The organism is Pseudomonas sp. LBUM1643 (assembly GCF_059716215.1).
Map to the genome: position 1 here is coordinate 702,429 of NZ_CP166813.1, position 12,604 is coordinate 715,032.

At 60.4% G+C, this 12,604-nt stretch carries 9 protein-coding genes and 1 pseudogene; 4 read left to right on the forward strand and 6 right to left on the reverse strand.

Annotated elements, in window-relative coordinates; all coding sequences use genetic code 11:
* Nucleotides 1-44 precede the first annotated feature (44 nt).
* Together ACA063_RS03055 and ACA063_RS03060 are read left to right on the forward strand one after the other, a co-directional pair.
* Complete coding sequence (locus tag ACA063_RS03055; RefSeq protein WP_497664741.1) at nucleotides 45-248, forward strand: Flp family type IVb pilin; 204 nt, start codon at nucleotides 45-47, stop codon at nucleotides 246-248.
* A 69-nt stretch (nucleotides 249-317) separates the two neighbouring features.
* Nucleotides 318-731: a response regulator gene (locus ACA063_RS03060; RefSeq protein ID WP_497664742.1), complete on the forward strand. Its 414-nt coding sequence runs from the start codon at nucleotides 318-320 to the stop codon at nucleotides 729-731.
* A 135-nt stretch (nucleotides 732-866) separates the two neighbouring features.
* Here ACA063_RS03060 and ACA063_RS03065 read toward each other — a convergent pair whose 3' ends face one another.
* The 4 genes from ACA063_RS03065 to ACA063_RS03080 form a co-directional block, all read right to left on the reverse strand.
* Nucleotides 867-2,537 (reverse strand): ShlB/FhaC/HecB family hemolysin secretion/activation protein, encoded by a 1,671-nt coding sequence (locus ACA063_RS03065; RefSeq protein ID WP_497664743.1) that lies wholly within the window; start codon nucleotides 2,535-2,537, stop codon nucleotides 867-869.
* A 138-nt stretch (nucleotides 2,538-2,675) separates the two neighbouring features.
* Entirely contained in the window at nucleotides 2,676-4,304 is a 1,629-nt protein-coding gene (locus ACA063_RS03070; protein WP_497664744.1) for a collagen-like triple helix repeat-containing protein, read from the reverse strand.
* A gap of 1,037 nt (nucleotides 4,305-5,341) precedes the next feature.
* Entirely contained in the window at nucleotides 5,342-6,196 is an 855-nt protein-coding gene (locus ACA063_RS03075) for a MaoC family dehydratase (protein WP_497664745.1), read from the reverse strand.
* Nucleotides 6,197-6,199: 3 nt separating this feature from the next.
* Nucleotides 6,200-7,552 (reverse strand): 3-oxoacyl-ACP reductase, encoded by a 1,353-nt coding sequence (locus tag ACA063_RS03080; protein WP_497664746.1) that lies wholly within the window; start codon nucleotides 7,550-7,552, stop codon nucleotides 6,200-6,202.
* 354 nt (nucleotides 7,553-7,906) lie between these two features.
* Between ACA063_RS03080 and ACA063_RS03085 the strand changes: the two genes are divergently transcribed.
* Nucleotides 7,907-9,184, forward strand: a complete 1,278-nt coding sequence (locus tag ACA063_RS03085; protein ID WP_497664747.1) for an acetyl-CoA C-acetyltransferase — start codon at nucleotides 7,907-7,909, stop codon at nucleotides 9,182-9,184.
* Between the two features lie 108 nt (nucleotides 9,185-9,292).
* On the opposite strand, the gene ACA063_RS03090 is transcribed toward ACA063_RS03085, so the two are convergent.
* Together ACA063_RS03090 and ACA063_RS03095 are read right to left on the reverse strand one after the other, a co-directional pair.
* A complete protein-coding gene (locus ACA063_RS03090; protein ID WP_490148251.1) occupies nucleotides 9,293-10,060 on the reverse strand; it encodes a methyl-accepting chemotaxis protein in 768 nt (255 codons plus the stop codon).
* 90 nt (nucleotides 10,061-10,150) lie between these two features.
* Nucleotides 10,151-11,239, reverse strand: a pseudogene (locus ACA063_RS03095) (cache domain-containing protein); the annotation flags it as partial.
* 356 nt (nucleotides 11,240-11,595) lie between these two features.
* Here ACA063_RS03095 and ACA063_RS03100 point away from each other — a divergent pair.
* Complete coding sequence (locus ACA063_RS03100) at nucleotides 11,596-12,489, forward strand: PA4780 family RIO1-like protein kinase (RefSeq protein ID WP_497664748.1); 894 nt, start codon at nucleotides 11,596-11,598, stop codon at nucleotides 12,487-12,489.
* Nucleotides 12,490-12,604 lie beyond the last annotated feature (115 nt).

The window sequence follows — 12,604 nt, forward strand, 5'->3', positions numbered from 1 at the left end:
CACCGCCCGTGATATCGGCGCCCAAGGGCCCAAGGAGTTGTCAGATGTTCCTCAAACTGTATGTGAAAATTCGCGTGTTTTTTGAAAGCACTGAAGGGGCTTCGGCGATTGAGTATGCGATTGTGGCGGCGATGGTTGCAGTCATGGCGGTTGGATTTATGACACCTATTGGAGATCGGGTGTTTGATATCTTCACTGATCTCAATACCGCGCTTAAAGGTACGGCCGTCGTCAAACCGGTGCCTTGAGAAAACCGACCACGCCCGCATTAGTGGGCTACTGTGTTTCAACCTGGTTCATTGGTTTCGGAACACCCTATGACAGTCATTTCAATGCCACGCCAGCAGTTGCTTTTGGTCGACGACGAAGAGGATGCACTGCTGGAACTGGCTGAACTATTGGAGGGCGAGGGCTTCTGTTGCTTTACGGCAACGTCGGTCAAACTCGCCCTGCATCAACTGACCCGCCATCCTGATATCGCCTTGGTGATCACTGATCTGCGCATGCCGGAGGAAAGCGGCATGTCGCTGATCAAGCGCCTGCGCGAGCACACTTCACGCCAGCATCTGCCGGTGATCGTCACGTCCGGGCATGCGGACATGGAGGATGTCAGCGACATGCTGCGCCTTCAGGTGCTCGACCTGTTTCGCAAGCCGATCTATCACGTGCGGTTGCTGGAGACGCTCAATAACCTGTTTCCACAGCCTGTGGTGCAACGGATCTCCAATTGAACACAAATCCCCTGTAGGAGCTGCCGAAGGCTGCGATCTTTTGATCTTGTTCTTAAAAAGCAAGATCAAAAGATCGCAGCCTTCGGCAGCTCCTACAGGGGATCATCACGATCATCACGATCAACGATTCTCGATTCACAACTGATAACTGAAACTGATGCTGTACCTCGGTTTGCGGTTGAACGTGTCCAACGCTTCGTCCGACATGGGCTTGGCCGCTTCCAGGGCAATGTTGTAATACCTGGCGTCGCCAAAACGCAGCCCCACTGCCGCCGATGACAGATTGCTGCCTTTGACCGGCAGCTCATTGAACCAGGTTTTTGAACGGTCCAGCACCACGTACGGTTGCACTGTCCGCACCCAATTCCAATCGCGGTTAAAGCTGTAGTTCACCTCATAGGCCACGCCCCAACCCTTGTCTCCGGAAGCCTGATCATCGGGGTAGCCACGGCCGAAATTTTGCCCGCCGAACACGGCGCGTTCGCTGTCGGGCAGGGTGTCGTCGCTCCAGTACAGCGCGGCGGAAAGAACACCCTGCCAGTTCTCGAAAAACCTGTCGCTCTGCACACCGGACAAGCGCAGCCGAAAGAAGTCCAGGTCGAGATCGCTGTTATTGGTTTTTGCTCCCATGCCGTCGATGCCCTCGTACACCCCACCGCTGATGATGCGCAGTTGTTTGGCATCGGCTTTGCGCCAGTCGCTTTCGAAAGCCAGGGCGCGGATGTCGCTGTTGATGTCGACGCTCAGCGGATAGCCGACGACCTGATAGCGGGTCTTGTCGTTGACCGCGTACAACCTCGTGCCGGCGCTGAGCAGTTCGTTGGGGGAGGCAATGAGCGGATGGCTGAAGCCGATGGAATAGCGATCGTTTTCGCGGTGTGGTTTGAGCTCCAGTCCGTTGTCGGTCAACACGTTGGTGTCGGGATCGGCGCGGTAACGCGAGGCCGACAGCGCCAGTTGCGTGCCCTCGGTATTGAGGAACTGGTTGTAGTCCAGGCGGTAGTAACGCTCGTGATCGTCCCCCGGTGGAAAGAGGCCGCTGAGGCTCAATTGTTCGCCCATGGCCGTCTGGGAATTGCTGCTGACGCCGAGCAGCGCCTGGAGGCTGTTGCGATTGTTTTCGGTGGTGCTCAGGGTACTGGTGAACGGTTTGCGACTGGCCTGGGCGACGAGGTAAGCAGCGCCATCAGTGGTGCCCGGCGGCGGCACTTGCGCCTGTAATGTCACGCCGGGGATGCGGCTCATCAGCGTGGTGTAGCGTTCGAAGGTCTTGCGCGTCAGCGGACGTTCGGCCTGCAGTTTGGCCACCAGTTTGTCGAGCAGGCCTTTGACCCGTCCGACGTCACCCTGCAATTGATAATCCTTGATGTAGCCTTCCACCAACACCACTCGCGCCACGCCATTGCTGAACGTTTGCTGCGGCAGGAATGCGTAGGACAGCAGGTAGCCATCCTGTTGATAACGACGGGTGATGCTGCGGGTCGTCTCGATCAGATCGGCGGGGCTGGTTTCATGGCCTAACAAGGGTTGGTAGAGCGTGGCGAGCTCGCTGAGCGGATAAATCGTTCCGCCTTCGATTTGCACGGTTTTGAGGTTGATGCGGGTGTTCATCATCAACGGTTGGTCCTGGGTTGCACCGGGTTCGGGCACCGAGGGCGCAGCGGTGGTGGGGCGGTATGCATCGGCCGGGAGGTTCGGTACGGGAAGGTTGCGGTTGGTTTCGTTGCTGTTGAGAAAGCTGGGAAGGGTGTCGGCGAGAACGCATGAACTGACGGTCAAAAACAGCAGGCTAGCCAAGACGCGCATAGGACGCTCCATGTTCAATTTACAACTTCGCCTGGATCATCATGTTCCAAAGAAAAAGCGGAAGACTCCTTCGAATCTTCCGCCTTCAACCAAGCGTAGGCGCTGTAGATAAGGCCGTCGAATCGGCCGGGTGCAATGTCAACGATTCTTGCCGCTCAGTTTTCCGGTCAGCCCACCCAGCAAGCCGCCAAGCCCCCCGGTTGTGGCAGTGTCACCGGTGCCTCCAGTGACCAGTGTGCCCACGGCGCCGACGGTGCTGCCCACGGTCGTCACGGTGTTGCCGACGGCCGCTACGACGGGGTTCGGTGTGCTGGTGGCGATGGCGCTGCCGAGGTTGCCCACCGCGCCGCCGACCTGAGTGGTCAGCCCGTTGACCGGAGCGCCCAGGCCCGTCGCGGTGCCGATGTTTTGGGTCAGGCCAGTGACGGCAGTCGTGACCGGATTCAAGCCGCTGCCCACCGCGTTGCCCAGGTTGGCCAAGGGGGCGGTGGCGGCAGTGTTGGGTACGCCGGAGCCGCCGAGCGCGGTGTTGACCGAGGCGACGAGACTGCCTGCAGACGCGGCCGTGACTCCTCCGGCACTGACCAGGCCATTGGTGTTGCCAGCGTTCAATCCGCTGCCGACATTGACCACTGCGCCGCCGACGGTTTGCAGCAATCCGGTGCCGCCCAAGCCGCCTCCGGTGCCTGAACCGGTGCCTGAACCGGTGCCATTGGCAACCAGTCCGCCGGCCTTGCCGACCGCTGTGCCGGTGTTGCTCAAGGCGCCGCCGACGGTGTTGGTCAATGCGTTGCCGTTGCCGGCGAGACTGACTTTGTTGCCAACGCCATCGACGGTGTCGCCGACTTTCTTGACGATGCCGTTGAGGGGTTCACCCAGTCCGGTGGCGCTGCCCACCTTGTCGGTGGTGCTCTCGACCAGGGCGATCACGGGCACCAGTTTGTTGCCGACTTCTTTGGTGACTGAACCCAATGGGCCGGTCGTGGTGGCTGTGCTCAAGGTGTCGCCGAGCATGGTGACTTTTTCACCGACGCCATCGAGTACCGGGGTGACTTTTGTCACGACGCCGCCGACTACCGGGATGCTGTTGGTGGCGGTGGCGAGTTTGCCGCTGACGTCGGAAACGCCGTTGCCGACGTCCTGTACCACTCCACCGACCGATGATGCGGTGACGCCCAGGCCGTTGGGGTCGGTGCCCAGTTTGCCGACGCCGTTGGCCACACCATCGCCGAGGGTGGTGACGACGTTGCCGGTGGTGTTGGCGACGCTTTGCACGATGCCGCCTGCAACGGGGACGGTGCTCAGGGAGTCGCCGATCTGGCCAACGCCGTCACCTGCGCCGCTGACGGTTTTGCCTACGTCCTGGAGCAGTGTGGTGGTGACCAGAGGGGTGGTGCCGGGGTTGGTCGGGTTGGTGGGGTCTGTGGGGTTGGTTGGATTGGTGGGGTCGGTGGTGCCGCCGCCCGTGCCACCGGTGCCACCGGTGCCACCGGTTCCGCCAGTACCGCCTGTGCCCGCTGTGCCGCCGTCGGTGTTTCCGGTGCCGCCTGTGCCTGCGGTGTCGCCGCTGGATCCGCCAGAATCGCCTGATCCGCCAGTGCCGGCTGAGTCGCCGGAGCCTCCTGTGCCGGCGCCTGCTGTGCTGTCGGGGGATGAGCTGCCGGAGCTACTGTGGTGGCCGCCACCGCCGCTGCTGCAGGCGCTTAGGCCTACGGTGAGGGAGAGGGCTATTGCGATTGCTGATGTGCGCCAGATGTGTGTGGTCATGGGGGTATTCCTTGCACCTGTTACAACGTTTGTTGTCTTCGATGGCCCGGCGGTTTCTGTTGCCGTCGGTGTCTTCGTCCGTTGTTTGCATGACAGCTTGGAGGGCTTTGGAATGCCATTCTGCAGTTGGTATTAATGCCTTTTGTCAGGGGGTGGTTTTTTGGGTTTTTCTTTTTATATCAGAGGCGTGGGGTGGTTTTTTTTGGTTCAAAAACCTTAGTGATAGTCGTAATTTGGGCGTGGCGGCCTTTGGGCCGACCATGGGATTTTGGGTGGGGTGTATATCCGTTTCTGCGGTAACGGCGGCTTAGGGTTTCGCCCTTACGGCGAGGCACTTTTTTCAAACGCCAAAAAAGTACCCAAAAAGGCTCGCCCCGGCGTACGGCACCTCGCTTAGGCTCGGTGTTCCCTCGCTCCGGTATTCATCTGGGGGCATCGCCTACGGTCTGCTTCGCGACGACCTCCTCTCGATGTGTGCGGCTTCGCCGCACGGCGCTTCGCGCCTGACCCCCAGATGAACACCTCCACTCGGCCTCCCGAAGGGGCGGGTAGATCAAGAGCCAGATCAAGATCAAAAGCATGCAGGCGAGCTAACGCTCGGCCTTGAGTGGTGAAGAGCGACGGCGAGCTAACGCTCGGCCTTGAATGGTGAAGGGCGACGGCGAGCTAACGCTCGGCCTTGAATGGTGAAGGGCGACGGCGAGCTAACGCTCAGCCTTGAGTGGTGAAGAGCAACGCCGAGTTTGCGGGGGGGTTCCGATGATGGCGGTCTGAGACTCGCACTGATCCCGCTGATGCACCAGATCCACTGTGGGAGCTGGCTTGCCAGCGATGGCGGCCTGACAGCCGACCTGATTTCGCGAATGTACTCAACCCATTGTGGGAGCAAGGCTTGCCCGCGATGGCGCCCGAACAGCCGACCTGATTTCGCGAATGCACCCAATCCACTGTAGGAGCGAGCCTGCTCGCGATGGCGATTGATCAGGCTCGAATGAATTCCGGAAAAAACTTCACCTCTCACTGCATCGATTTGATCTTCATGCAACCGGCCGCCAATGCCCAACCATGTGCTCAAGATCCCCCGCGCCCAGTAACTGAAAATCTCCACTGGACCCTGCCGCGCTCGCCAGGAGTGTCACCTCGCTGGGCAGTCGCACCGGTTTCCTGAATTGCACGGCGATTTCGACGTTCGCTGTTGGCAGGTGATCGGCGAGTGCTGCGAGGGTGCGTGCTTTGTTCCATAGGCCGTGGGCGATGGCGGTCGGGAAGCCGAAGAGTTTGGCGCTGACTGCGCTGAGGTGGATGGGGTTGTAGTCGCCGGAGACTTTGGCGTATTGCCGGCCGATGTCTGCGGGGGCTTTCCATTGGGCCACTTGGGTCATGGTCAATGACGGTGTGAGTACGTCTTCAACCGGTTCGCCCTCGAGCTTGACGCCGCGGCAGAGCATTTGGCTTTCGGCTTCCCACAACGGCCCCAGTTGATCGTCCAGGGTTGTGACGACGTCAAAGGTTGCGCCTTTGGCGTGAGGTTGCAGATTCTGCACTTGTACGCTGACTCGCACGCGGCCTACGCCGCCCATTGGGCGCAGCATGCGGATGCGGTTGCTCAGGTGGATCAGGCCGAGCAGCGGGAACGGGAATTCCTTGGCGGTGAGGAGTTGCATCTGCAAGGCGAACGCGAGGACGTGCGGGTAGGTCGGCGGTAACAGAGCGTTGTCGGTGAATCCGCAGACTTTGCGATAGGCCGCCAACCGTTTCTGATCGACATCGACCCAGCAGCGCAGTCCTGAGTCGGGGAGGGTGGTGCCGGTGATTTTGCGTCGTGTCGCCGCCCGTACATACAGCTCGGTCAGGCCCGGTTCGCTGTTGAGTGTGTGCCAATCGGTAATCATGGCTTATGCCCCCAAAACGCTTTGCCCGCAGACGCGCAATGCTTGTCCGGTGAACGCGCCTGTGCCGGGTTGTGCCAGCCAGGCCACCGCTTCGGCGACGTCCTGCGGCAGGCCGCCTTGGCCCAGCGAGCTCATGCGCCGTCCGGCTTCGCGCAGGGCGAAGGGGATGTGTGCGGTCATCTGGGTTTCGATAAAGCCCGGTGCCACGGCGTTGATGCTGATACCGCGCTCACTGAGCAGCGGCGCCCACGCTTCGGCAAGACCGATCAGCCCGGCTTTGCTCGCCGCGTAGTTGGTTTGCCCGCGATTGCCGGCGATGCCGCTGATGGACGCGAGCAGGATCACGCGTGCGTTGTCGCGCAGGGTGCCGCTGTCGAGCAATGCCTTGGTCAGGACTTGCGGCGCGTTGAGGTTGACCGCGAGCACCGCGTCCCAGAATTCCGGTGTCATGTTGGCCAGGGTTTTATCCCGGGTGATGCCCGCGTTGTGCACCACGATGTCGATGCCATCGGGCAATTGTTCGATCAACTGCGCGGCGGCGTCTTCGGCGCAAATGTCCAGGGTGATGCTGCGTCCGCCGAGGCGTGCGGCGAGGGCTTCGAGATCGGTTTTTGCCGGGGGAACATCGAGTAAAACGACGTCGGCGCCGTCACGGGCCAGGGTTTCGGCAATGGAGGCGCCGATCCCTCGTGCCGCGCCGGTCACCAGTGCTTTGCGTCCTGCCAGCGGTCGGGTCCAGTCTGTCACGGGGGTGTCGCAGGCGTTCAAACGTATGACCTGGCCGGACACGAAGGCACTTTTAGGCGAGAGGAAAAACCGCAGCGGCCCTTCGAGCTGATCCTCGGCGCCTTCGCCCACGTAGATGAGTTGCAGAGTGCCGCCGCTGCGCAGTTCCTTGGCCAGGGATCGACTGAAACCCTCCAGGGCACGCTGGGCACTGGCGGCGAACGGGTCGCTCAGGCTCTGGGGGGCACGACCGAGGATGACCAGGTGGGCACTGTGGTCGAGGTTTTTCATCAGTGGCTGGAAAAACTCGCGCAGCTGTTTTAGCTCATCGGTGTGCACCAGGTCACTGGCGTCGAACACCACGGCCTTGAGTTTTGGGCCGTGGCCGGGAATCCACGCGGTGGCCGTTGAAGGCTCGGTGCCGTAGCTGTAGATAGCGTCGGTCAGACGGTTGGCGAAGGCGCTGATTTTTTCTGTCAGCGGGCCGCCGCCAATCAACAGTGCCCCTTCCACAGGCCGCAGCCGGCCCGCTTGCCAGCGCTCAAGGCGGACGGGAGCCGGCAGACCCATGGCACCGACCAGACGATGGCCGATGGACGAATTGGCGAAGTCGATATAGCGGTCAGACATGGAACGCTCTCCAGTAGCTGGGGTTCAAAGTGTGGACCACGAATGGCGATCAGTCGTTCGATCCACGAGATAAGGCCTACGCTTGATCACAGCAGATTAGTTTGTTGCAGGACTTTCAGGAGATAGCACGTCGCCAATTGAAATGCATCGCCTGTGGGAGTGAGCCTTTGTGGCGAGGGGACTTGTCCTCCTTGGGTTGCGAAGCAACCCGATCTTGAGTCTGTTGTACCTGACACACCAGTCGTTAAAGTTCGGGACTGCTGCGCAGTCCAACGGGGACAAGTCCCCTCGCCACAAAGGCCCGCCGCCACATGGGCAACGGTTTGGTTTCAAAACTTTCATCAGGAGCTTTTCATGACTCAGCTGCGCCGCGTCGCGATCATCGGCGGTAACCGAATTCCCTTCGCCCGCTCCAACGGGCCATACGCCACGGCCAGTAATCAGGCGATGCTCACGGCAGCCCTCGAGGGGCTGATCGAGCGCTATAACCTGCATGGGCTGCGTATTGGCGAAGTGGTTGCGGGAGCCGTGCTGAAATTGTCACGAGATATGAACCTGACGCGCGAATGCGTGCTCGGTTCGCGACTGTCGCCCCTCACCCCGGCCTATGACATCCAGCAAGCGTGCGGCACGGGGCTGGAAGCGGCGCTGCTGGTGGCGAACAAGATTGCCTTGGGCCAGATCGATTGCGGCATTGCCGGTGGCGTCGACACCACGTCCGATGCGCCGATCAGCGTCAGTGAAGGGTTGCGCAAAATTTTGCTGCAGGCCAATCGCGCCAAGACCACCGGTGACAAACTAAAAACCTTTTTGCAACTGCGCCCCAAGCATCTGATCCCCGAGTTCCCTCGCAACGGCGAACCGCGCACCGGTTTGTCCATGGGGCAACATTGCGAGTTGATGGCGCAGACCTGGAACATCCCTCGGGAAGAACAGGATCAGTTGGCGCTGGAAAGTCATCACAAACTGGCCGCGTCCTACACCGAGGGCTGGCACAACGACCTGATGACGCCATTTCTTGGACTGACGCGCGATAACAATTTGCGCCCGGACCTGACCCTGGAAAAGCTCGCCGCGTTGAAGCCGGCATTCGAGAAAAGCGCCAAGGGCACGCTGACGGCGGGCAACTCCACGCCCCTCACCGATGGCGCATCGCTGGTGCTGCTGGGCAGTGAAGAATGGGCGAAGGAACGAGGCTTGCCAATTCTTGCGTATCTGCGGGACGGCGAAGCGGCGGCGGTGGATTTCGTCAATGGTGCGGAAGGTTTGCTGATGGCACCGGTGTATGCCGTGCCGCGCTTGCTGGCGCGCAATGGCTTGACGCTGCAGGACTTCGATTACTACGAAATCCACGAAGCGTTCGCTGCTCAGGTGCTCTGCACATTGAAGGCCTGGGAAGATCCGGAATACTGCAAAACCCGCCTCGGCCTCGACACACCGCTGGGTTCTATCGACCGTAGCCGGCTCAACGTCAAAGGCAGCTCATTGGCCGCAGGGCATCCATTTGCTGCGACTGGCGGGCGTATTGTTGCCAACCTGGCGAAGTTGTTGGACGCGGCGGGCAAAGGGCGTGGGTTGGTGTCGGTTTGCGCGGCGGGAGGGCAGGGTGTGACGGCGATTATCGAGCGTTGAGAAGGGGGGTGCCTCTTTAAAAGATCGCAGCCTCGTTCCACTCGACAGCTCCTACAGGAGAGATCGCATTTCAATGTAGGGGCTGTCGCAGGCTGCGATCTTTTGATCTTACGTCCTGAACCGCCGAACCAACCCGTCCAGCTCGTTCGACAACCCGGCCAGGCTCTGCGAATCGACCCGCGCAGAGTTCGCAAGATCGGCCACCAACTGCGCATCGCCATGGATCTGGCTGATGTGCCGGTTGATGTCTTCAGCCACCTGATGCTGTTCTTCCGCCGCGGTAGCGATCTGCGTGTTCATGTCGCGAATCACGTCCACCGATTCGCGAATCAACCCGAAGCTGCTGCGGGCTTCACCGATACGGCTGACCGATTGCTGAGACACTTCCAGGCTCGCGTGCATCTGCTGCGTGACCTGGCTGGTGCGCTTGGCAAGGTTACCCAGCAAGCCGTCGATTTCCGCGGTGGAATCGGCGGTGCGTTTGGCCAGCGCCCGGACTTCATCCGCCACCACCGCAAAGCCGCGTCCTTGTTCGCCTGCCCGCGCCGCTTCGATGGCCGCGTTCAGTGCGAGAAGGTTGGTCTGTTCAGCAATCGAACGAATGGTGCCGAGGATCGACTGAATGTCGTTGCTGTCGCGCTCAAGCTGTTGCATCGATTGGGCGGACTGTTCGATTTCCTGGCTCAGGCGATCGACGCTGGTGACCGCTGCATCGATTTGTTGCTGACCTTCGCGGGCCTGACGCTGGCCACTGTCCGCCGACTCTGCGGCCTGACTGCAAGAGCGCGCCACTTCGTTGGCGGTGGCGACCATTTCGTGGAAGGCGGTGGACACCATGTCCACGGCTTCACGCTGGCGTCCGGCGGCTTCGGCCATGTCACTGGACACCCGGGTCGAGCTCTGGGACGTGGCGAGGATCTTGGTGGCGGCGCCGCCGATGCTTTGGATCAGCGTGCGAATGGCCGCCAGGAACTGGTTGAACCAGCTGGCCAGTTGCGCGGTTTCGTCCTTGCCCCGCACGTCGAGACTCTTGGTCAGGTCGCCTTCACCTTGAGCAATGCCTTCCAGGCCGCTGGCGACGCTGCGGATCGGACGCACGATAAGGCTGGCGAAACTGGCGCCGACGATGGCGAAGAATACAGCCAGTACGGCAGCGATGATCGCGATCAGCCAGGTCAGTTGGGTGGCCGCGCTCATCACGTCGGCTTGTTTGATAAGGCCGACAAACGTCCAGCCCAGTTGCTCCGACGGCCACACGTTGGCCATGTATCGCTCGCCGTTCAGCTCGACTTCCACCAGGCCTTTGCCGGCCTTGGCCAGTTGCGTGTAGCCATCGCCGAGGCTGCTCAGTGCCTTGAAGTTATGTTCCGGCTGCTTCGGATCGACCAGGACGGTGCCGTTGTTCTCCATCAGCATCAGGTAGCCGGTTTCACCGAGTTTGATCTGCTTGACGATTTCGGTGAGCTGCTTGAGCGAGACGTCAATATTCACCACGCCGCCCTGCGTGCCGAGCTGATTGGCGACCGCGCGCACGGTGCTGACCAGCACCGCGTCATCGCCGGCCCAGTAATAGGCCTCGGTGCGCAGGGTCTTGCCAGGGTTGGCCATGGCGGTTTTGTACCAGGGACGAACACGCGGGTCGTAGTTGGACATTTTCGGATCGCCCGGCCAGAACGCGTAAGCGCCGTTGCTCATGCCGTACGACACATAGGCGTACGCCGGGTGGCTGGCGGCCAGGCTGGCGAACAGGTCGAACAGTTGCTTGTCGAGTTCGCTGTCCGGCAGGTCGCCGGCATTGGCGCCGACCCGACTTTTGACGCTGGCGTCCGCCGCTTTGACCAGCGGCTGGGCCGCCAGGTAATCAACGTTCTGGCTGATGCCTTCAAAAAACAGCTGCATGGCGTTGCTGACCTGGCGGATTTCGCGACCGCTGCCGTCAATGAATTCGTTTTTCGCATCGCTGCGCAGGTTCAGCACCACCAGAGTGGCGACCACGATCACCGGTACGCAGGCAATGACTGCAAACGCCCAGGTCAATTTTTGTTTTATGTTCATCCGCGCTCCGGATTGTCAGTGGCGTCGTTGATCCGATTGTCGGACAAAATGTTTGTCCCTAAAGGAATCGGCCATAGGCGGCGGAAATTGAGGGGGAACGGGAAATATCCTGTGAAGGAACGAGCGTCCGAACTTAACGTCTGTGCTAAAGGCCCTTGCTTGCACTTGAGCTATGATCTTCGGCGCCGATAACAGTAGGGTTGTCAGATTTATCCGGCACATTGTGTGCTTCTTGCGGTACATCTTGCGGTAAATAGGAACGTTCATAGGTCGGCAACCCTCCCACCCGCGAGTGGATTGCCGTATAACGAATGACTTTCGCGTGTTTGGTAATAAAGGACCCACAATAAAAGCTGATGAAGACTCCAAAACGCATTGAACCCCTGATCGAGGACGGTCTGGTCGACGAGGTGCTGCGCCCACTCATGAGTGGTAAAGAAGCAGCTGTTTATGTGGTGCGCTGCGGCAACGAGTTACGTTGCGCGAAGGTCTACAAGGAGGCGAATAAACGGAGTTTCCGCCAGGCGGCCGAGTATCAGGAAGGCCGCAAGGTGCGCAACAGCCGCCAGGCCCGGGCGATGGCCAAGGGTTCCAAGTTCGGCAAGAAAGAAACCGAAGACGCCTGGCAGAACGCCGAAGTGGCGGCGCTGTTTCGTCTGGCCGGTGCTGGCGTCCGGGTGCCCAAGCCCTACGACTTCCTGGAAGGCGTGCTGTTGATGGAACTGGTTGCCGATGAGTACGGCGATGCTGCACCCCGTTTGAACGACGTGGTGTTGGAGCCGGACCAGGCGCGCGAGTATCACGCGTTCCTGATTTCGCAGATCGTGCTGATGTTGTGTACCGGTCTGGTGCACGGTGACCTGTCCGAGTTCAACGTACTGTTGACCCCGACCGGGCCGGTGATCATCGACTTGCCTCAGGCGGTGGATGCGGCGGGCAATAACCACGCGTTCAACATGCTGGAGCGGGACGTGGGCAACATGGCTTCTTACTTCGGGCGGTTCGCGCCGGAATTGAAAAAGACCAAATACGCCAAGGAAATGTGGGCGTTGTACGAAGCCGGCACTTTGCACCCGGCCAGTATCCTGACCGGTGAGTTTGATGAGCCGGAAGAGTTGGCCGACGTAGGCGGAGTTATTCGCGAGATCGAGGCGGCACGCCTGGATGAAGAGCGCAAGCAAGCAGTGCGCGCGGCGGATGATGCACCACCGAACAAAACCGAAGAGCCGCCTCCACCCTGGATGCAGTGATCGGTTGACGAAAAACCCGGCGCAAGTCGGGTTTTTTGTGGGTGCGTATTGTCTTGTAGGAATTGCCGAAGCCTGTGATCTTTTGTTTGATCCAAAGCAAGATCAAAAGATCGCA

Bases quoted from the DNA above. Each gene is read 5' to 3' on its own strand.
- ACA063_RS03055 (WP_497664741.1), top strand. From the start codon at position 45: ATGTTCCTCAAACTGTATGTGAAAATTCGCGTGTTTTTTGAAAGCACT.
- ACA063_RS03060 (WP_497664742.1), top strand. From the start codon at position 318: ATGACAGTCATTTCAATGCCACGCCAGCAGTTGCTTTTGGTCGACGAC.
- ACA063_RS03065 (WP_497664743.1), bottom strand. From the start codon at position 2,537: ATGCGCGTCTTGGCTAGCCTGCTGTTTTTGACCGTCAGTTCATGCGTT.
- ACA063_RS03070 (WP_497664744.1), bottom strand. From the start codon at position 4,304: ATGACCACACACATCTGGCGCACATCAGCAATCGCAATAGCCCTCTCC.
- ACA063_RS03075 (WP_497664745.1), bottom strand. From the start codon at position 6,196: ATGATTACCGATTGGCACACACTCAACAGCGAACCGGGCCTGACCGAG.
- ACA063_RS03080 (WP_497664746.1), bottom strand. From the start codon at position 7,552: ATGTCTGACCGCTATATCGACTTCGCCAATTCGTCCATCGGCCATCGT.
- ACA063_RS03085 (WP_497664747.1), top strand. From the start codon at position 7,907: ATGACTCAGCTGCGCCGCGTCGCGATCATCGGCGGTAACCGAATTCCC.
- ACA063_RS03090 (WP_490148251.1), bottom strand. From the start codon at position 10,060: ATGGCCGAAGCCGCCGGACGCCAGCGTGAAGCCGTGGACATGGTGTCC.
- ACA063_RS03100 (WP_497664748.1), top strand. From the start codon at position 11,596: ATGAAGACTCCAAAACGCATTGAACCCCTGATCGAGGACGGTCTGGTC.